Below are 20,122 nucleotides of genomic sequence, written 5' to 3'. Positions count from 1 at the left end.
TAACAAACATTACACCTAATACCAGAGACACACCTACCAATGCTAAAAACACGGGTAAGTTGAATGGTGTGACACACAGATAAACACTGCCTACAATAAATCCACCAAATAATAGAGCATTAAAAGGTTGCTGTAATGGGAAAGTGATGGGGGAACCAGTCATAACTCCTTGCAATTTAGCAAAAGCAATTAAGGAACCTGTAAAAGTTATGCCACCAATTAATACACCCAATAATGCTGTAATAGTAGTAGGTAATGGTGGAGACTGAGCAACAGCCAAAAAGCGCCAAAATTCACCTACTGCCACCATTGCCGAAGCTGCACCACCCAAACCGTTGAATAAACCAACCATTTGAGGCATGGCAGTCATTTCTACTTTATAAGCAGCGATCGCTCCAATAATTGAACCAATAACGATTCCGATCAGAATCATTTCATAGTTCAAAACTTCTTTTTCTAATAGGGTTGCTACAATAGCAATTAACATCCCTACTGATGCTAACAAATTACCATTCCGAGCTGTAGCTGGAGAACCCAACTTTTTCAGCCCGACGAAAAATAGAGATACTGCTACTAGGTAGCTTAACTGAATTCCGGTTGGTATAAAGTCCGTCATTATGCAGCCTCCTTCTTCTTGAACATTTGCAACATCCGGTCTGTTACTAAAAAGCCACCAACTACGTTAATAGTGGCAAAAACAACAGCAATTAAACCTAAAATTACAGTGACATTCCAATCTTTGTCACCAGCAATAATTAGTGCGCCCAAAACTGCAATTCCAGAGATAGCATTTGCTCCAGACATTAGGGGTGTGTGCAGAGTTGGTGGCACTTTGTTAATAACTTCAAATCCGGCAAATGATGCCAAGACGAATACAAATAAAGCTGCAATTAATGTTTCGCTCATAGTCTTTTCACACTTAATGGTTGACTTTTACAGGGTACTAGCAAGGCTTAAAATTGCTTTCTCAACAATCAAAAAATGTTCTTGCTAAATGCTGACCGCTGACCGCTGACTGCTGACTGCTAATTAACTATTAACAGCAACACCTAAAGCATCTTTTACCCTTTGGTTACGAATTTCACCAGCATGAGTGACACAAGCACCAGCAATGATGTCATCCTCAAAGTTAAGATTTAACTCTCCATCTTTAACCATCAACTTGAGTAAAGCTGTAATATTTTTGGCATACAACTCACTAGCATGAACTGGCATAGTTGCTGGTAAATTTACCGGGCCGATAATAGTTACGCCATTCCACTCTACATCTTTACCTGCTTCAGTACATTCACAGTTACCACCCTGTGCTGCTGCCATATCAACTATGACTGTTCCTGGTTTCATTTGATCTACCATTTCCTTAGTTACGAGCAATGGTGCTTTTTTACCAGGAACTTGAGCAGTGGTAATAACAACATCTGAAGCAGCAACGTGCTGTGTGAGAACTTCACGAGTATGTTGTTTAGCTTGNCTCTACATCTTTACCTGCTTCAGTACATTCACAGTTACCACCCTGTGCTGCTGCCATATCAACTATGACTGTTCCTGGTTTCATTTGATCTACCATTTCCTTAGTTACGAGCAATGGTGCTTTTTTACCAGGAACTTGAGCAGTGGTAATAACAACATCTGAAGCAGCAACGTGCTGTGTGAGAACTTCACGAGTATGTTGTTTAGCTTGCTCGGAAAGTTCTTTTGCGTAACCGCCCTCAGCAACAGTATCTTCTTGGAGAGTCACATCTACAAATTTGGCTCCCAAACTTTGTACTTGCTCTTTAACTTCTGGACGAATATCAAATGCTTCTACTACTGCACCTAAACGACGAGCAGTAGCGATCGCCTGTAAACCAGCAACTCCTGCACCCATAACTAATACTTTGGCAGGTTTAATAGTACCTGCTGCTGTAGTTAACATAGGGAAAAACTTAGGTAAAGCAGCAGATGCTAGTAAAACAGCTTTATATCCACCAATATTAGCTTGGGAAGATAAAGCATCCATCACCTGCGCCCTACTGGTACGAGGAATGAGTTCCATGCTGAATGCAGTTACTTTCTTTTCAGCTAAACGCTGTACAAGAGCAGGGTTTCCTAGAGGGTTGAGGAAACTAATAACAACACTACCTTCCCGTAATTTATCAACTTCTGATTCCTCTAGTACCCCAATTTTTAGGAGTACCTCAGTTTCACGCCACAGAGCGCCACTGTCAGAAATGATTTTGGCTCCAGCTTGTTCGTAAGCTCCGTCAAAGAAGAAAGATTTTTCTCCCGCACCTGCTTCTACCTGTATTTCTAGCCCCTGTTTCACTAATTTGGCTATGACATCAGGAACTAAGGCTACACGAGATTCATTGACCAGAATTTCCTTAGCTACCGCTATTCTCATAAATTCTCCTTGTCTACTAAAGTTTGATTTCCGTTCTACTAAACTTACCCAAACTTACCCAAGCATTATTGCATGAGCTTTGGAGCTAGCTTCCTGTTTCACTGAAGACTACTGACCGCAGTCTGCGTACGGACGTTGCATGCAACGTCCGTACGCAGACTGCGGTCAGTAGTCTTCAGTGAAACAGGAAGCTAGCTCCAAAGCTCATGCAATAATGCTTGGGTAAGTTTGGNGAACTAAGGCTACACGAGATTCATTGACCAGAATTTCCTTAGCTACCGCTATTCTCATAAATTCTCCTTGTCTACTAAAGTTTGATTTCCGTTCTACTAAACTTACCCAAACTTACCCAAGCATTATTGCATGAGCTTTGGAGCTAGCTTCCTGTTTCACTGAAGACTACTGACCGCAGTCTGCGTACGGACGTTGCATGCAACGTCCCTTCTTCTCCACAGGCTTAAAATCGCTTGGAACTCAAGCTACTGATGTATATAGTTCTCCAAATTGACAGCAGCGTTCAAGTCTGACCTCTTATTTTAATATTGCCAACTTACCCTACCTAAAATTAATGGGCCTGAGTTAGCTAGCTATCTTATGGTTTTTTACTACTTGGTTCTTATATAAAATTATTAGGCTGAAATTTCGTTGCTCGTTGCTATCTTTAACTTGTCTTATGAATTCAAGGTGGCCAGAGGAAAATATGGTGACTCTGAGTACCAAAAATTTGTCATTGATTTTGTCATTATTGAACCTATGACAAATTTCCTTAAAATTCGTAATTAATCAACAATTTTCTTTCTTTTGACTTTTGACTTTTGACTTTTGACTTTCTTTGGCTGTATTTATAAAATGTTGATAAAGTTTTAGTGAAGAGATTTTAAAGTTAGAGAAAATTTTATGAAACGTATACTTTCTGCTTTGATGGTTAGCAGTTGCTTATTAACAGGATTCTCAATGGCAAGTTTAGCTCAGGGAATGCCAGGATTTACATTATTTGGTGGGCCAGAACAGAAAAATCAATTAAACTTCCGTTTAGATTCTGGTAAATCTGGGANATGTTGATAAAGTTTTAGTGAAGAGATTTTAAAGTTAGAGAAAATTTTATGAAACGTATACTTTCTGCTTTGATGGTTAGCAGTTGCTTATTAACAGGATTCTCAATGGCAAGTTTAGCTCAGGGAATGCCAGGATTTACATTATTTGGTGGGCCAGAACAGAAAAATCAATTAAACTTCCGTTTAGATTCTGGTAAATCTGGGACTTGGGATCGTTATCGACTCCGAATACCAGCCAACAAATTAAATTTAGCAGTTGCCCAGTTATCAATTTTTTATCCTAATTACTATAAAGGTTCATTTGATACTGACGATATAGAAATCCGTGTTGGAGGAGGAAAATCTACAAAACCAGAATCAATATCCATAGATGAAGTAGTTTGGGACCAAGAAAATAATTTTATAGAAATTTACCCTACTGAACCTATTCCTGCTGGTAATAAAATTGAGGTAGTTCTCAACAATGTAAGAAACCCCAGATTTGGAGGAATGTATCACTTTAATGCCAATATTAGGACTCCTGGTGATGTACCTTTATTGCGTTATATTGGCACATGGCTTTTGAGCATAGAATAGAATATTTAGTTGATAATAGAAGGATAAATCGATCCACGCTAGCTTGATTAAGATATCCATGCTACAATTGTAGATTGTGACTTTCAATTATTATTAGATTAATGGTAAAGGAGTAGATAAAAATGACTCAACGGACTTTACATGGTACCAGTAGAAAGAGAAGAAGAGTATCTGGTTTTAGAACAAGGATGCGTACAAGAAATGGCCGAGCAGTAATTAGAGGACGTCGGCAAAAAGGTCGTGAGCGCCTGGCAGTTTATTAGAGAGTTTCACAAATTTAGACATCTCACTATGTTGCCTATAGAAAACAGGCTTCGTCATAATAAAGACTTTAGTGCTGTATATCAGAAAGGAATTCGCAAAAATACTTCTTATTTGGCTTTAAGGGCTCTGCGTCATCAGCAAGAGTCTAAATTACCTCTAGATAAAGATAACTTGGAAACTCATAGACCTACTCGCATAGGAATTTCTATTAGCAAAAAGGTGAGCAAAGGAGCAGTAGTCCGAAATCGAATCAAACGCCAAATAAGAGCAGCTTTGCGTCAAATATTGCCATATATATCCAGAGGATGGGATATAGTCATTGTGGTAAAACCAACAGCCCAACAGTGCAATTATGATGAATTTCTGCAACAATTAGAGAAGTTATTGGCACAAGTGGAGGTGTTGCATGGGTATTCGAGAGGAAGCCTTCTATGAAGGTGGTCCCCATATAGGAGATTTAATCTTTAATTTATTAATTGGCCTAACAATTATTGGCCTACCTCTAACTGTTGCGGCTATTGTTAGGGCCTTGTGGCTCAGGTATCGGATTACTAANCAATTATGATGAATTTCTGCAACAATTAGAGAAGTTATTGGCACAAGTGGAGGTGTTGCATGGGTATTCGAGAGGAAGCCTTCTATGAAGGTGGTCCCCATATAGGAGATTTAATCTTTAATTTATTAATTGGCCTAACAATTATTGGCCTACCTCTAACTGTTGCGGCTATTGTTAGGGCCTTGTGGCTCAGGTATCGGATTACTAATCGCCGAGTTTCAGTCATAGGGGGCTGGATGGGACAAGATCGTACAGATATTGTTTACTCAGAAATTATCAAGGTGGCAAAAGTTCCCAGAGGATTAGGAGCTTGGGGCGATCTAGCAATTACCCTGAGAAATGGTACTCGCTTAGAACTAAGGGCAATACCAAGATTTAGAGAAATTGAAGCTTACATAACTGAAAAAATGGTGGCAAAATCTCAAAAAGCTGATAGTGCTACTAATTAATTGATAATTGATAATTGATAATTGATAATTAGAGATGGTTTTCATTATCCACTATTCATTATCCATTTCCCTATTCCCTGCTATATAATATCAACCTAGTAAAAATGCTGAGATAAATTATTAGATTTACCAAAAAAGTAGTTAACTAGATGTGGAAATTAGTAGTAATAAATAATTTCAAATCGTCAAATTTAGAAAAATCACCAGCCCCAAGGTAGACATAAAATAATGGATTTTGGTATAGGATTTATTTCCAACAACATAATGCTGCCGATCCTAGACTTTTTCTATGGAATCGTGCCAAGCTATGGTCTAGCAATTGTAGCTTTAACTCTTGTAATTCGTGCAAGTCTCTACCCATTAAATGCTGGGTCAATTCGGAATATGCGTAAGATGAAAGTTACGCAACCTTTGATGAAGAAGAGACAAGAGGAGATTCAAAAACGCTATAAAGATGATCCACAAAAACAGCAGGAAGAAATGGCTCAACTGATGAAAGAGTTTAATCCATTGGCAGGATGTTTGCCACTGCTCTTTCAAATGCCCATACTTTTTGCTTTATTTGCAACTCTGCGTGGATCGCCTTTTAGTAATATTAATTATACTGTAGATTTACAAATATTTCCTCAAGAACAGTTAGAACGAATTCAACCACAGGCTTATACAACTTCACCTCAAAATATATATATTAATGATGGTGTTCACTACCCAATTTTGGCTTTGATGCCTAGTGGTAATAAGTTAGTTGTTGGAGATAAAACTCAGGTTGAATTTCAAACAGAACAAGGAAAATCTCTAGCAACTTTAAAACAGGAATATAATCAGTCTGAAATTAAACCTTTATGGACTGTTACTAAAGGTTCTGAAAGAGTTCAAATAGATCAAGATGGAAACTTAGTAGCTTTACAATCAGGTGAAGCTACAATTCAAGGTACAATTCCAGGAATTGCAGCAGATAAAGGGTTTTTATTTATTCAAGCCCTCGGTCGTGTCGGTGCTTTTGATGACGATGGGGCGATTCACTGGGATATATTAATTATGGTGGTTGGTTTTGGAGTTAGTATATATGCTAGTCAGACAATATCAGGTCAAGGACCTGGATCTAACAATGCTAATCCAAATCAGGACTCTATAAACAAAATTACTCCCATTCTATTTTCAGGAATATTTTTGTTTACTCCCCTCCCGGCTGGTGTGCTACTTTATATGCTGATAGCTAATATATTTCAAACTATTCAGGCATATATTTTATCGAAAGAACCATTACCTGAAGATATTCAGAAATTAGTAGAAGAGTCACAACCAAAAACAACAAAAACAGGAAAGGGAAGAGAAGCACTACCTTTTGAACCAGGACGTTCTAAGAAAAAAGCTTAATGCTAGATAATGAGCGATAGTTATATAGATCAAGATCAAGGACTAGATGAAGGACAGCAATGGCTGGAGAAATTGCTAAACTTAGCAAAAATTCCCGCAAAAGTCATAGCTCAACAACAAGAAGATTCTTATTGGTTGATAATAGATGAAACTAACCTGACACCAGAACAAGTTTCTATTCTAGTAGGAGTTGATGGTAAAGTAATTGATGCTATTCAGTACCTCACCAATACTATTCTGAATATAAATAATCATAATTCAGAAGAACATTTGGCCTACACTGTAGAAATATCAGGTTATCGAGCTCGTCGCCAAGAAGAATTATTATTAATGGCTGAGTATGCAGCTAAAAAAGTACGTTTGACTGGTCAGGAGTATGAGTTAACATCTCTATCTTCTACTGAACGTCGTCAAATACATACTATGTTAAAGGACTGTGAAGACCTAGAAACTTACAGTCATGGACAGGAACCAGACCGCCGTTTAGTCGTAAAAATTAGAAACTAATCAAGTAAGCATTCAGCTATTAGCAGTCAGCGGTCAGCTATCAGCAATAAGACCCTGTACTCCTAGAGGGGGTTATAGACTTTAAGGTTAAGGGATCTGATTTTTGCAATTTTTCTGGCTCAATTAATATAGCGTTGATCGCTCTACTAAAAGCAATAGCTGACGGCTGAATGCTTACCTAACAAAAAAGAGAAAAAATTGGGAGAGAAGCATGATTTGTAGAGATTAAAATAACTAATTTGAGTAGAGAAAATTCAGAATTATGAGTGTAGAATTCTGAATTTCTGGTAAGGAATAAGTGAGGTGAAGTAAGATGGAATTAATATCTATTCCCAGTCTGTTGAAAAAAACTGATCGGACTGAATCTATAAAGTTTGAAGAGTTTATATTAGACTTGGAAACACTGACTCCAGTTAGGGGTTATTTACAAGTAACTCATCATGGAAATTATCTGGAAGTTAAAGGAAAATCAGAAACAATTATTACCCTCACTTGTGATAGATGTTTAAAACAGTATAATTATAAATTGGCGATCGCTCCAAAAGAATTAATTTGGTTAAATAAAGTTACAACTGAAAAAGAGTTATTCCATATAGAGGCGGAAAATTCTGTGGAACATTTAGTCGAAACTTTGCCTCCAAATGGAGATTTTAACCCTAGAGAATGGATATATGAGCAGATTTGTTTAGCAGTTCCTCCTAGAAAGTTATGTGACAAAAATTGCCAAGGAATAAAATTATCTGAGATGAATACTTCATCATCGGTTTTAGATAGTCGATGGGCAGCTTTAGAGGCGCTCAAAAGGCAACTGAATTAAGAGTTGATAGTTTGATGTTAAAGTTGCTTGTTAAGTATGAAACATACAGCGCTTCCCGTTGTTATGAGGTACAAAATTTTAGGTTTGAAGGAACAGGAAATAGGGAATAGAAAAGAATAAAAACAACTGTACCTCATAGCTTCGGAAACTGCTGTATAAGAAAGATTATTAATCAGAATTAATATCAGGTTTGGATAAACAGTTACACTGCAATAGTCAGGGGTATATTTGGGCTAAAAATATCGTTAGTTGCTATTGTAGAAAACAGCCCAGAAAAATGTTTTCTGAACTACCAACAAACTAAACATGATATAATTAGCCATTAAAAAAAATATTATGAATTTTCAAGAAGAGTTTGAACTACTACTCCGCTCACGCTACTCAATAATTTATATTCAAACAAGGGAAGAAGAACGAGTAGAAAATTCTATTACTGAATCTGCAAAAAAACAAGGTAATAGAGCAGTATATCTTTGGGATTTTGTGGAAGGATATCAAAATAANAAAACTACTACTCCGCTCACGCTACTCAATAATTTATATTCAAACAAGGGAAGAAGAACGAGTAGAAAATTCTATTACTGAATCTGCAAAAAAACAAGGTAATAGAGCAGTATATCTTTGGGATTTTGTGGAAGGATATCAAAATAATCCTAATGATATAGGTTTTGGAAAAAGAAATCCTCTTCAAGGTTTAGAACTGCTGGAAAAGTTACCGGAATCAGCTGCGGCCATATTTATATTACGGGATTTTCAGAGATTTTTAGAAGATATTTCTATTTCTAGAAAGCTGAGAAATTTAGCCAAAAAGTTAAAATCTCAACCCAAAAATATAGTTATTTTAGCTCCTGAAATATCTGTTCCAGATGATTTAACTGAAGTTATTACAATCATAGAATTTCCATTACCAAATAGTCAAGAAATTTCCCAAGAGGTAGAACGTTTGTTGGTGGCAATGGGTCAATCTTTAGAGAAACGTTTATTAGATGAAGTAGTTAGGGCATCTCAAGGATTATCTATTGAAAGAATTAGAAGAGTTTTGGCTAAAGCAATAGCTACCCACGGAGAATTACAGCTTGATGATGTCGATCTAATTTTAGAAGAAAAACGCCAAACTATTCGTCAAACTCAAATATTGGACTTCTATCCTGCCCACGAAAATATTTCCGATATTGGAGGTTTGGACAATTTAAAAGATTGGTTATTGCGCCGGGGAGGGGCATTTTCTGAACGAGCAAGACAATATGGTTTACCTCATCCCAGAGGTTTACTTTTGGTAGGAATACAGGGTACGGGCAAATCTCTTACCGCTAAGGCGATCGCTCATCATTGGCATTTACCTTTATTACGTTTGGATGTGGGCCGTTTATTTGGAGGTTTGGTGGGAGAGTCGGAGTCTCGTACCCGACAGATGATTTCTATTGCTGAAGCTTTGGCACCTTGTGTCCTTTGGATAGATGAAATTGATAAAGGTTTTGCAGGGTTTAAAAGTCAAGGAGATGCTGGTACTACGAGTCGGGTTTTTGGTACTTTTATTACTTGGTTAGCTGAAAAAATATCTCCTGTATTTGTGGTAGCTACTGCTAATAATATTGAATCTTTACCACCAGAAATATTACGAAAGGGTAGGTTTGATGAAATATTTTTTGTTGGTTTACCTAACCAGGAGGAAAGAAAAGCTATTTTTGAGGTACATTTATCTCGGTTAAGACCTCATAATATTAAGAGTTATGATATAGATAGATTAGCTTATGAAACTCCAGATTTTTCTGGTGCAGAAATAGAACAATCTTTAATAGAAGCTATGCACATTGGGTTTAGTCAAAATCGTGAGTTTACTAATGAGGATATTTTGGAGTCTGCTAGTCAAATTATTCCTTTAGCTAGAACTGCTGAAGAGCAAATTAAGTTTTTACAAGATTGGGCAGCGGCAGGTAAAGCGCGTCTTGCTTCTAGATATGATGGTTTTAAAATTAATTAATAATGGATAATTGATAATGGATAATTACTTCAAGGAAAACTGTAACGTAATTGAATATCAGGAAATATCTTAGCACTTTTCTCTTAAAATAGAAGGCTTTATACCTTGATTTTTCGGTGCTGAAATACTCAACAAAACAGAAAATTTGATATTATAGCAATTCTGAATGATTTGTGAGAAAAACTGTAGGGGTTTGATTTCCAAATCCCATTTTTGGAGTTAGTTTGGAGACAAAAACCATAGGATGAAAAGTTACAAAATATTTATGGCTTGCTGTATATTAACTATAATTAATTATAGCGTTTCTCAAGCTTATGAGGTACACAAGCTCTTTAATTTCTTTTCTATTCCTTATTTCCCAGTTAAGTGTTCCCTATTCCCTGTTCCCTAAAACCTAGAATTTTGTACCTCACCAGCATGAGAATTGCTATATCTATAATAAAAATGTTTTTCTCTTTCAAGTTGCTCCCTGTTCCCTATTCCCTATTCCCTATTCCCTATTCCATTGAAAAAAATAAAAAGTTATGAATTTGTATGGATTCTTCAAATTTTTAGTAGGGTTTATTTTAGCAATACTGTTACTAGCTGGAGCTAGCGCTGCAGCAGTTCTCTATTTTGCAGCTAAACTCACAAGAATGCCTGAAAAACCAATATTTCAAAATGAAAAACCTGTAGTCCAAAAAGTTAGTACGTCTCCTCAACCAACTGTAGCTACTAGCAATACAAAATCAGCAAATGAAAATGAATTAGCTCCTGGAACTTATAGGGCGATTGTAGTAGAACCTATTGGTTTGATTCTTCGCGATACTCCTAGTAGAAATTCTAATCGGATAGGAGGTATTTCTTATCGAGAGGAAGTTATAGTTTTGGAAGAGAGTTCTGATAAAAGATGGCAAAAAGTTAGGGTAGATGATGGGAGCGATCGTATAGGGTGGGTTTCAGGAGGTAATACGGAAAGGTTAGATTAGATTATCAACTTTTTACATCAGTTAAAATTGACTTTATTTCTGTAGATTATAGTAATAAAATATATATAGGATTTCTAGGATGTACCGAAAAATAAAGGTATAAAGCCTCTCACTCACCGTGGAGAAACAAAAAAAATTTCCTTTTATTCAATCCTATCCGTTTTTAGGGAGAGGTAATTATCAATTATCAATTATCAATTATCAATTATCAATTATCAATTATCAATTATCAATTATCAATTATTGAAAAGTTCTTCAAATACTAGCTAAGTTATTGTATTTTTTTTGAGTATAACTCTAGCCGTTGCTTATGAAGATTAATTAGGGCTTGCTGATTAAATATAAAATTATTCACAGATAAAGATTTTAGCATTTTAGGTCTGAAATACCTTGGTTTTCAGCTCTTAATGCACGGTTCCCGAAAAATCAAAAAGTCAGCATTTCTGCCAAGAGTTGGGCAAAAAAATTATTCCCCTATTCCCCTACTCCCCCGCTCCCCTACTCCTTAAAAAAGAGTTTTTCAGCAAAGCCTAATTATCCATCTTCCTAGCATTAAGGTATGAATTTTTGTTACAACTAAATAAGACATTGATTCCAAGGAACATCAAAGTGGTAGCAATACAGCAATCTAATAAAAAGTCAAGTCATCAACTACAACTAACTAACCAAGGCCAAAAGTCAATAGACTTTTCCCAACGACATATTGGCCCCACCTCTGAGAAAATTGAACAAATGTTGGCCGTATTAGGTATTTCGTCCCTAGAGGACCTAATTGATAAAACAGTTCCCCAAAAAATTAGATACCAGCAACCCCTCAATTTGCCCAAGTCTCTGAGTGAAAGTGCTGCTCTTGCCCAAATTAAAGAAATAATCTCTAAAAATCAGGTATTTCGTTCTTTTATTGGTATGGGTTATTACGACTGTATTACCCCACCAGTTATCCTCCGCAATATCCTAGAAAATCCTGGTTGGTACACCGCTTATACTCCCTATCAAGCAGAAATAGCTCAAGGACGGATGGAAGCTTTGCTAAATTTCCAAACTATGGTTACGGACTTAACTGGTTTAGAAATAGCTAATGCTTCTCTCCTTGATGAAGCTACAGCAGCAGCAGAAGCGATGAGTATGAGTTACGGTTTATGCAAAATCAAAGCAGAGGCTTTCTTTGTTGACTCTAACTGCCATCCTCAGAATATTGAAGTTGTGAAAACTAGGGCACAGCCATTAGGAATAGAAGTAATAGTCGGCGACTTCCGGACTTTCACTTTTGACAAACCAATTTTTGGCGCACTCCTCCAATATCCTGCTACTGATGGAGCAATTTATGACTATCGCGACTTTGTGGCAAAAGTTCACGAGTTAGGAGGTTTAGTAACTGTTGCTGCTGACTTACTCAGTTTAACCTTACTAACACCCCCTGGAGAATTTGGTGCTGATATTGTGGTGGGAAATACTCAACGTTTTGGCGTGTCTCTAGGATATGGCGGTCCCCATGCTGCTTACTTTGCCACTAAAGAAGCTTATAAACGACAAACTCCAGGACGTATTGTGGGAGTTTCTCAAGATGCTAATGGCAACTCAGCGTTACGGTTGGCACTACAAACGCGGGAACAACATATTCGCCGGGAGAAGGCAACTAGCAATATTTGTACTGCTCAAGTTTTGCTAGCGGTGATGGCAGGTATGTATGCGGTTTATCACGGCCCGGATGGTTTAAAAGAAATTGCCGAAAATATTCATAATTTGACTTTGAAGTTGGCAACAGGTTTAAAACTGCTTGGTTATCAAATTGGTGCAGAATCATTTTTTGATACTATTCGGATAACAGTAGGCGCTGACTCTCCTGTAAAAAGTGCAAAAGAAATTATTGATGCTGCTGAAAATGTAGGTATTAATTTGCGAACTTTTGACGAACAAACGGTTGGTATTTCTCTAGATGAAACTACTACTGAGACAGATGTACAAAATATGTGGCAAATTTTTGCTGGTGGAAAAGCATTGCCAGACATCGAAAATGAAAATATTTCCCCAGTTTCTCAAAGTGCTTATGCTCGTACTAGCAGTTATCTAACTCACCCAGTATTTAACAGTTATCATTCTGAAACAGAACTCTTGCGTTACATTCATCGTTTGCAGTCAAAAGATTTATCCTTGACAACTTCAATGATACCCTTGGGTTCCTGTACAATGAAACTCAATGCTACAGCAGAAATGATACCTGTAACTTGGCCGGAATTTGCCAAAATTCATCCTTTTGCTCCCACTTCTCAAACTAAAGGTTATCAAATAATGTTTGAGCAACTAGAGGAATGGTTGGCAGAAATCACAGGTTTTGCAGCAATTTCTCTCCAACCAAATGCAGGTTCCCAAGGAGAATATACTGGTTTATTAGTAATTCGCGAATATCATGCTAACCGTGGGGAAGCACATCGTAATGTTTGTTTGATTCCTGACTCTGCTCACGGTACAAACCCTGCTTCGGCAGTGATGACTGGGTTAAAAGTTGTGGTTGTCAAATGCGATAAACAAGGAAATATAGATATTGCAGATTTGCAGAAAAAGGCAGAAAAGCATAAGGATAATTTGGCTGCCATAATGATTACTTATCCTTCTACTCACGGTGTATTTGAAGAAGACATTGTTGACATCTGTGAAATTATCCACGGTTTCGGTGGGCAAGTTTATATGGATGGGGCAAATATGAATGCTCAAGTGGGGTTATGTCGTCCGGCGGAAATTGGTGCTGATGTTTGTCATTTGAATTTGCACAAGACTTTCTGCATTCCTCACGGTGGCGGTGGTCCAGGAATGGGTCCTATTGGGGTTAAGTCTCATTTAGCACCGTTTTTACCAGGGCATTCTGTGATTAATATTGGTGGAGAAAATTCTAGTGGAGCGGTATCTGCTGCACCTTGGGGTAGTGCGAGTATTCTGCCAATTTCTTGGATGTATATTGCGATGATGGGTGCGGATGGTTTGACTGATGCAACTAAGATAGCAATTTTGAATGCTAATTATATTGCGCAACGGTTAAATGATTATTATCCAGTCTTGTACAAGGGTAAGTATGGGTTTATTGCTCACGAGTGCATTCTAGATTTACGTCCGTTGAAAAAGTCGGCAGGTATTGAAGTAGAAGATATTGCCAAACGCTTGATGGATTATGGTTTTCACGCGCCGACAGTTTCTTGGCCTGTTGCGGGTACAATTATGGTAGAACCGACAGAGAGTGAATCGAAAGAGGAGTTAGATCGTTTTTGTGATGCGATGATTTCTATTCGTCAGGAAATAGAAGAAATTGAAACTGGTAAGGCAGATAAAGAGGATAATTTGTTGAAGAATGCGCCTCACACTGCTGAGAGTTTAATGGTGGATGAGTGGAAGCATGGTTATTCTCGCCAACGTGCTGCTTATCCTGCACCTTGGACACGAGAGCATAAATTCTGGCCTGCTGTAGGGCGGGTTGATAATGCTTTTGGCGATCGTAACTTTGTCTGTTCTTGTTTGCCAATAGAAGCTTATAGTTCATAGTTTTGTGGAACAGGCATTTTGCCTGTTCGTTTTTACAGCCAAATTTGTAGGGTGCGTTAGACGGCGTAAATATAGACTATGAAAGAGATTTGGCAATCCGTCGTAACGCACCGCCTCTTCTATATACCAAAGTTCCTTCCGTGCGTTACGCTTCGCTAACACACCCTACTAGACTGTTTCTAATCATAGCAGTTGTCAATCAGAATAACTTTACTTATAATTTTGGATGTCAACATAATTAGTAATTAGGAAGTAAATATGGCATTTGTAGATACAGTTTTTGAGTTTTTCGATAGTGGAGCAGGACCAATTGACGGACCTTACGGCGGGAGTGTAACCATTTTCCCTGTACGTGGCTTCAACACTATACCTATCATTACCGATGTCGTATTGTTTGGTAATGAACGGGCTTTTGTATCCTTGCCAACAGATTCATTTATAACCGTTGGTTTTGCTAACAAAACAATTGTTGATGGTCCTGGAAACGACATTATTATTAACGAAACAAGCGCCGATGGTGCATTAGCGAATGTCTTCGTCAGTTCTGATTTGCAGAATTTTAGCTTTCTAGGAACCGCCGCAAATGACTCTTCTAGCGCTTTCGACTTGTCAAACATTGAATTTACTCAACCTGTAAGAGCCATCCGAATTGTCGGGTTAGATAATGGTGGTAACTCGCCAGGTTTCGATTTACTAAATGTAGAAGTACCAGACTCCAGCCTCCAAGACATTATCACAACCATCAACGGCAACAACAGAAACAACAGACTCAACGGCACTTCCCGCAACGAAACAATTGACGGCAGAAACGGCAACGACGTACTAAACGGTCGCGGTGGCAACGATAACTTAATCGGAGGTCGCGGTAACGATCGCCTCTTAGGTGGTAGTGGTAGAGACACTCTTAATGGTGGTGATGGTAGAGATACCCTAGAGGGTGGCGCTGATAACGATAGATTAATTGGAGGTGATGGAAACGATCGCTTAAGAGGCGGGAATGGTAGAGACACTCTTCTTGGTGGTGATGGAAACGATCGCTTTGAAGGTGGTGCTGGCAACGACATTTTTACTGGTGGTAATGGCAGAGACAGATTCGTCTACAACACCAACAGGTTGTATCGTTCCAGAGACATCGGTAGGGATACAATTAGGGACTTTACACCAGGCGTGGATGATATTGTTCTCGACAAAGACACATTTATCAGTTTGCATAGTCGTGCTGGCANGTGGTGATGGAAACGATCGCTTTGAAGGTGGTGCTGGCAACGACATTTTTACTGGTGGTAATGGCAGAGACAGATTCGTCTACAACACCAACAGGTTGTATCGTTCCAGAGACATCGGTAGGGATACAATTAGGGACTTTACACCAGGCGTGGATGATATTGTTCTCGACAAAGACACATTTATCAGTTTGCATAGTCGTGCTGGCAATGGGTTTAGCATCAACCGGGAATTTGAGGTAGTTAACAACAGAAACGCTGCCAGCAGGTCAGTAGCAGATATCGTTTACGATCGCTCTACCGGAGATTTATATTACAACCCCAATAGCGCCTTCTTTGGTTTTGGAGGCGGTGGCAGATTTGCAACTTTAGCAGGAGCGCCAACTATTACTGAGTCTGATTTTGTGCTGCAGTAAGTTTTGGGTGCTATAAGAAACAGGGTTTATGAGAGGTAAATGGTAGGGACGTTCGCATTTTTGTTATGCAACGTCCCTACAAGGGCATTTAAGATAAACCCGGTTTCTAGGTAACTGGAAAATGGTCATTGCGACGACAGGAAGCAATCTCAAGAGTTGTGCGAGATTGCTTCCTTAGACTGCGTAACAGTCGCAATGACTTGTCTATAGTAGTTATCCGGCTTCTATATCACCTCTGATTAATTCTGATTAACACCTATTTCCAGTAGTCTTTCCAATCTTGCACTTGACCAATATTCTGTAGGGTAAGCGATCGCAAAAATAGAGTCAAGTCGAATCAACCATGTCACTTGTTTAAAAGTATCATCTTCTTCATCAAATTCATCTGGTGGGACTAATACCATAATTTCCACAAAATCATCAGTTACAGTAACGGGAAGACCATAATAAGTTTCCTCTGCTTCAATGCGGACTTTACTACCATTTTCTAGTGCTTCTGTTAATCTTTGATAAAGAAGATTAGGCTTTTTTGACTTGTATTTTTTGTCACAATTATTCTCCATAACTATAACGTTGCAGTTTGTCTAAAATCTGCTTGAACAGNTTTCCACAAAATCATCAGTTACAGTAACGGGAAGACCATAATAAGTTTCCTCTGCTTCAATGCGGACTTTACTACCATTTTCTAGTGCTTCTGTTAATCTTTGATAAAGAAGATTAGGCTTTTTTGACTTGTATTTTTTTGTCACAATTATTCTCCATAACTATAACGTTGCAGTTTGTCTAAAATCTGCTTGAACAGTTGTCACAATTATTCTCCATAACTATAACGTTGCAGTTTGTCTAAAATCTGGTTGAACAGTTGTCATTGCGACGATAGGAAGCAATCTCAGGGATGCGCGAAGATTGCTTCCTGATATCAAATCTGCTTGCTTTGGAGAATAAGGTTCCACCATCAGTATTGGCTAAAATTCCTAGTTTGTAGAGGGTTTGGAGACCAAACCCCTACGGTCTTGAATTATATTGATACTACCGGATTTGGTATGGCCGTCGCAATGACTTGGATACAGTAATTATCAGGATTTTATATTACACACTCAAACAAGAAACCGGGTTTATTGCCATGATTATTTTCAAATCACGAAATTTTCTAGATAAACCCGGTTTCTGCGCAACTCCTATTTTTTCTGACTTTTGACTTTTGACTTTTGAATTTCTCGATCATTGCGCACTGGCAAAGAAGTCTCCATAATTTCCATCAACAATTCTAGTCGTGAAGCGTGAGACAACATTGGCACCAAATTAGGCAAAGAGTAGTAGTCACCTTTAAAACTCAAAGTTTCCACTGGCACTTGCTTCCGCTTCAGTTGACTTTCTACATAATTAGAAGCATAGTTACCCAAACGCACAATAACCACATTTGGCATCACCGCCAAGTCACGACAATAAGCAGTGTAAGCATCAGCAAAATAGGGAGCATTATTTTCCCCTTCATCTGTCACCAGAATAAACTGTTCGACAACTTGCTTTTTGCGTCGCATTGCCTCTACAGCACAACCGCAACTTGTACCTCCACCCGCGCGAATATTTTGGAAACCACGTTCCCAGTCACTCAACTCTGTACCTTCGGCAGTAACAGGATAAGGCATAGTATCGAAAGCGTAGACAAATAGTTCCGCTTCAGTAATACCTGAAATTAGGGAAGCAAGACGCTTACCAACTTCGATCGCCTGGTGCATAGAACCAGACTTATCCACAAGTAAAGCAGTTGGTAGAGAAATTTTACCGCGCTTTTTAACTTGCTCGTTAGTCACCTGCTCCAACTTGGCAGCAGTTTCCGCATCAACTTGGGAAGCATCAGCAGCAACTTTAGCTTTATAAGCAGATACGCGATCGCTCTTTTGCGCTTCAGTCAATTTCTCATCTATTAACGCTTTTACCTCTGGGTGTTCCATTGCCCCACGAGCAGTCAGAGACTTCATATTATTGATAACTTCCTGGGGAGACATAGAATTAATTAACGCTACTAATACAGTAGGTGTTAATTTTTTGACTGCTCCCACAGCAATAGTATAGGGAATGTTGTGTTCCACTATTAAAGCTGCTTGCTCTGCTGCTGTTTCTGTTTTTGCCAACTGCTTCAACATGAAAGCTAGACTATCTTCTGGAGGTCTTTCTTTAAATAAGATGGCATCAGCGCGAGAATTAGGTTTAATGTGCAAAGTCGCATATAAGTGCTTCATTGCTTTGCGGTTACGGATAGCTGCGCGGTCAAAAAATTCTGCATTTTTTTCGCGCTTGCGCAAATAACGAGTAACAGCAGTACGCGCTGAACGTGGCATTTTATTTTGCTGTTGTTTCATAAAGTATACAATGCGTGACACCTGGTAAGGAGGGAAATTTTGTAGCATTATGAAACCTGCATCTCGGTGTTCTGTAAGATTACTTGTTAGCAAGTTTCCTAAGAACACTTCTTTATGGTCTCGCACATCACCGTTATTTTGATACCAAACTGCTAAATGTCCGTAAAAAATAGGGTCTAACTCAACAATTAATTTATGAATTTCTGCTACTTTTTCTAATTGACGGTGAGGAGTTGTGAGCAGACTATTGAGCATTTCTAAACGTAAGTCGCGTTCATCGTTATTCATGTTAGTCTTAGACATTTGATATACCTCCTTATTCAAACAAAAATATTTTTTTTCGGAGGCAATTATCGTCGGCAGTTTTGCGGTGTTTTGGTATTAATATTTATGATTAAATATACCGCGCAAGTTAAGAGAGTTTTGTTACTTATAAGCTGTATGTAATCTCTCTAGTTTGGGGCGCGACGACAACTGCTAAATAAAAGCTTGTAGTAGGGCTAAAGCCCTAAGATATATAGAACCACTGAAAGGATCTATTTAAAATTATAGATTGAGAGTAGGGGAGTGGGTGAGTGTCGAGATATGGGGTGTATTAGATATCTCCCAATATCCCATCATCAAATCAATTATTACCCATTTTTTATCAATTACTTCTCCTGATTACCTATTTTATGGAGATACCCAATGGTTTCTATAGGGCTGAAGCCCTACTACAAACAAAAATTTTTGAGTGCTTGTTATTTCGACATAATATTAGTGTTTAAGGATAATTAAAAGCTATCAATCAAATTATCAAAGGGTTTTCAATCTGGTTTTACCCAATTTTTTCGAGCTTCCCAAGACATCAAGTATTCTCTACTATAATATTCAAAAGGTAAAGCTGAATTTTCGTAAAGGTTGACTAAATTATTTGCCATTCCTCCAAAATAATTATTGGCTTAATTAATAGCTACATATTGCTGAACAATTTTTACCCAAAACATTGTAATTGTTTCATGGTAGCCACTATTTTTAGTCATTGGAATACCCAATGATGCGTTATATTTTTTGATGCGATCGCGAATATTATTTATAGCTTCTGACTCTGAGTAATTAGTTAAATACCAAAGGGCAATAATCAAATGTGCAGCATGAGTCCAATTGTGTCTTGCCAGAGTACAATTATTGAATTCTCGGACAAGATTTTCTAACTCATTACTGGTAAAATTAATAGTTTTATTGCACATAAAAAAATTATTTTAAAGAAACTATTGCTCCTAATTCTTCTAATTTTTGCTTCATCTGTTCGCCTTCTTGAGTATTGACATTAGATTTAATAACTTGGGGTAAATTATCAATAACTTTTTTAGTTTCCTGTAAACTTCCAAAGAGATTTAAACTGCGTATCTCCTTAATAAAAGTTATTTTTTTATTAGCTGGAAATTCCTCTAATACAATATCAAAAATAGTTTTTGGTTCGGGAGGATCTATCTTCTTATTATCGACAATAGGAATATGGTTTACTACAGTAATTTTATCGGCACTTACTTGAAAACAATCTTCTATTTGTTTCACCAACTCTGTAGCTTCTAACATTGTTATTAATTTTATTCTTTCCAATATTTCATCAGTTTTTATATACATGATGCTTTCTCCATATACTAAAAATATTAT

General features: G+C 37.8%; 19 protein-coding genes and 2 pseudogenes. 13 read left to right on the top strand and 8 right to left on the bottom strand.

The window, feature by feature from the left end:
- From AFK68_RS33275 to AFK68_RS33260, 4 genes are all read right to left on the bottom strand, one after another.
- The coding region (locus AFK68_RS33275; protein WP_143438570.1) for an NAD(P)(+) transhydrogenase (Re/Si-specific) subunit beta at positions 1-616 on the bottom strand (616 nt) is incomplete at its 3' end.
- Positions 616-906 (bottom strand): NAD(P) transhydrogenase subunit alpha, encoded by a 291-nt coding sequence (locus tag AFK68_RS33270; RefSeq protein ID WP_094678584.1) that lies wholly within the window; start codon positions 904-906, stop codon positions 616-618. The genes AFK68_RS33270 and AFK68_RS33275, both read right to left, overlap by 1 nt.
- A gap of 123 nt (positions 907-1,029) precedes the next feature.
- On the bottom strand, positions 1,030-1,410 hold the full coding sequence (locus AFK68_RS33265) for a hypothetical protein (protein ID WP_371357667.1): 381 nt from the start codon (positions 1,408-1,410) through the stop codon (positions 1,030-1,032).
- Positions 1,411-1,471: 61 nt separating this feature from the next.
- Positions 1,472-2,383 (bottom strand): NAD(P) transhydrogenase subunit alpha (locus AFK68_RS33260; RefSeq protein ID WP_094678590.1); only part of this gene is annotated, 912 nt, incomplete at its 3' end.
- A gap of 1,103 nt (positions 2,384-3,486) precedes the next feature.
- Between AFK68_RS33260 and AFK68_RS33255 the strand changes: the two genes are divergently transcribed.
- From AFK68_RS33255 to AFK68_RS47420, 13 genes and pseudogenes are all read left to right on the top strand, one after another.
- Positions 3,487-4,014 carry a DUF2808 domain-containing protein gene (locus AFK68_RS33255; protein ID WP_094678582.1) on the top strand — a complete coding sequence of 176 codons (528 nt, stop codon included), beginning with the start codon at positions 3,487-3,489 and terminating at the stop codon, positions 4,012-4,014.
- Between the two features lie 122 nt (positions 4,015-4,136).
- Positions 4,137-4,277, top strand: a complete 141-nt coding sequence (rpmH, locus tag AFK68_RS33250; RefSeq protein WP_094678581.1) for a 50S ribosomal protein L34 — start codon at positions 4,137-4,139, stop codon at positions 4,275-4,277.
- Positions 4,278-4,305: 28 nt separating this feature from the next.
- The gene (rnpA, locus tag AFK68_RS33245; RefSeq protein ID WP_094678579.1) at positions 4,306-4,713 is read left to right on the top strand and encodes a ribonuclease P protein component; all 408 of its coding nucleotides are present in this window, start codon (positions 4,306-4,308) and stop codon (positions 4,711-4,713) included.
- Positions 4,685-4,833, top strand: a pseudogene (locus tag AFK68_RS43140) (PH domain-containing protein); the annotation flags it as partial. The gene rnpA and the pseudogene AFK68_RS43140, both read left to right, overlap by 29 nt.
- Before the next feature lie 60 nt (positions 4,834-4,893).
- Positions 4,894-5,283 (top strand): PH domain-containing protein, encoded by a 390-nt coding sequence (locus AFK68_RS33235; protein ID WP_094678577.1) that lies wholly within the window; start codon positions 4,894-4,896, stop codon positions 5,281-5,283.
- Between the two features lie 228 nt (positions 5,284-5,511).
- A complete protein-coding gene (gene yidC / locus AFK68_RS33230) occupies positions 5,512-6,660 on the top strand; it encodes a membrane protein insertase YidC (protein ID WP_094678575.1) in 1,149 nt (382 codons plus the stop codon).
- A gap of 9 nt (positions 6,661-6,669) precedes the next feature.
- Positions 6,670-7,167 carry a R3H domain-containing nucleic acid-binding protein gene (locus tag AFK68_RS33225; RefSeq protein WP_094678573.1) on the top strand — a complete coding sequence of 166 codons (498 nt, stop codon included), beginning with the start codon at positions 6,670-6,672 and terminating at the stop codon, positions 7,165-7,167.
- A 313-nt stretch (positions 7,168-7,480) separates the two neighbouring features.
- The gene (locus AFK68_RS33220) at positions 7,481-7,984 is read left to right on the top strand and encodes a DUF177 domain-containing protein (RefSeq protein ID WP_094678571.1); all 504 of its coding nucleotides are present in this window, start codon (positions 7,481-7,483) and stop codon (positions 7,982-7,984) included.
- Between the two features lie 504 nt (positions 7,985-8,488).
- On the top strand, positions 8,489-9,965 hold a 1,477-nt coding region (locus AFK68_RS33215), incomplete at its 5' end, for an AAA family ATPase (RefSeq protein ID WP_143438571.1).
- A gap of 524 nt (positions 9,966-10,489) precedes the next feature.
- Entirely contained in the window at positions 10,490-10,933 is a 444-nt protein-coding gene (locus tag AFK68_RS33210) for an SH3 domain-containing protein (RefSeq protein WP_094678569.1), read from the top strand.
- Positions 10,934-11,614: 681 nt separating this feature from the next.
- Positions 11,615-14,464, top strand: a complete 2,850-nt coding sequence (gene gcvP, locus AFK68_RS33205) for an aminomethyl-transferring glycine dehydrogenase (RefSeq protein ID WP_246844622.1) — start codon at positions 11,615-11,617, stop codon at positions 14,462-14,464.
- A 258-nt stretch (positions 14,465-14,722) separates the two neighbouring features.
- Positions 14,723-15,689, top strand: a pseudogene (locus AFK68_RS47425) (calcium-binding protein); the annotation flags it as partial.
- Position 15,690: 1 nt separating this feature from the next.
- A partial coding sequence (locus tag AFK68_RS47420) for a M10 family metallopeptidase C-terminal domain-containing protein (protein WP_371357666.1) occupies positions 15,691-16,103 on the top strand: 413 nt, incomplete at its 5' end.
- Between the two features lie 239 nt (positions 16,104-16,342).
- Here AFK68_RS47420 and AFK68_RS33190 read toward each other — a convergent pair.
- The 4 genes from AFK68_RS33190 to rplL form a co-directional block, all read right to left on the bottom strand.
- Complete coding sequence (locus tag AFK68_RS33190) at positions 16,343-16,666, bottom strand: hypothetical protein (protein WP_094678563.1); 324 nt, start codon at positions 16,664-16,666, stop codon at positions 16,343-16,345.
- Positions 16,667-17,281: 615 nt separating this feature from the next.
- Entirely contained in the window at positions 17,282-18,769 is a 1,488-nt protein-coding gene (locus tag AFK68_RS33185; protein ID WP_246844621.1) for a hypothetical protein, read from the bottom strand.
- Between the two features lie 638 nt (positions 18,770-19,407).
- On the bottom strand, positions 19,408-19,695 hold the full coding sequence (locus tag AFK68_RS33180; RefSeq protein ID WP_210407751.1) for a hypothetical protein: 288 nt from the start codon (positions 19,693-19,695) through the stop codon (positions 19,408-19,410).
- A 7-nt stretch (positions 19,696-19,702) separates the two neighbouring features.
- Positions 19,703-20,122, bottom strand: a 420-nt coding sequence (gene rplL / locus AFK68_RS33175) for a 50S ribosomal protein L7/L12 (RefSeq protein WP_094678559.1), incomplete at its 5' end; no start/stop codon positions are given.

The organism is Hydrocoleum sp. CS-953, assembly GCF_002260545.1.
GTDB lineage: Bacteria > Cyanobacteriota > Cyanobacteriia > Cyanobacteriales > Microcoleaceae > Trichodesmium.
This window is presented reverse-complemented; position numbering and strand designations above follow the sequence as displayed.

What these genes read in the sequence shown, in the direction of transcription:
- AFK68_RS33190 (WP_094678563.1), bottom strand. Translation starts at nt 16,666, where the DNA reads ATGGAGAATAATTGTGACAAAAAATACAAGTCAAAAAAGCCTAATCTT.
- AFK68_RS33235 (WP_094678577.1), top strand. Translation starts at nt 4,894, where the DNA reads ATGGGTATTCGAGAGGAAGCCTTCTATGAAGGTGGTCCCCATATAGGA.
- AFK68_RS33180 (WP_210407751.1), bottom strand. Translation starts at nt 19,695, where the DNA reads ATGTGCAATAAAACTATTAATTTTACCAGTAATGAGTTAGAAAATCTT.
- AFK68_RS33185 (WP_246844621.1), bottom strand. Translation starts at nt 18,769, where the DNA reads ATGTCTAAGACTAACATGAATAACGATGAACGCGACTTACGTTTAGAA.
- yidC (WP_094678575.1), top strand. Translation starts at nt 5,512, where the DNA reads ATGGATTTTGGTATAGGATTTATTTCCAACAACATAATGCTGCCGATC.
- AFK68_RS33210 (WP_094678569.1), top strand. Translation starts at nt 10,490, where the DNA reads ATGAATTTGTATGGATTCTTCAAATTTTTAGTAGGGTTTATTTTAGCA.
- AFK68_RS33220 (WP_094678571.1), top strand. Translation starts at nt 7,481, where the DNA reads ATGGAATTAATATCTATTCCCAGTCTGTTGAAAAAAACTGATCGGACT.
- AFK68_RS33255 (WP_094678582.1), top strand. Translation starts at nt 3,487, where the DNA reads ATGAAACGTATACTTTCTGCTTTGATGGTTAGCAGTTGCTTATTAACA.
- rpmH (WP_094678581.1), top strand. Translation starts at nt 4,137, where the DNA reads ATGACTCAACGGACTTTACATGGTACCAGTAGAAAGAGAAGAAGAGTA.
- AFK68_RS33225 (WP_094678573.1), top strand. Translation starts at nt 6,670, where the DNA reads ATGAGCGATAGTTATATAGATCAAGATCAAGGACTAGATGAAGGACAG.
- AFK68_RS33270 (WP_094678584.1), bottom strand. Translation starts at nt 906, where the DNA reads ATGAGCGAAACATTAATTGCAGCTTTATTTGTATTCGTCTTGGCATCA.
- rnpA (WP_094678579.1), top strand. Translation starts at nt 4,306, where the DNA reads ATGTTGCCTATAGAAAACAGGCTTCGTCATAATAAAGACTTTAGTGCT.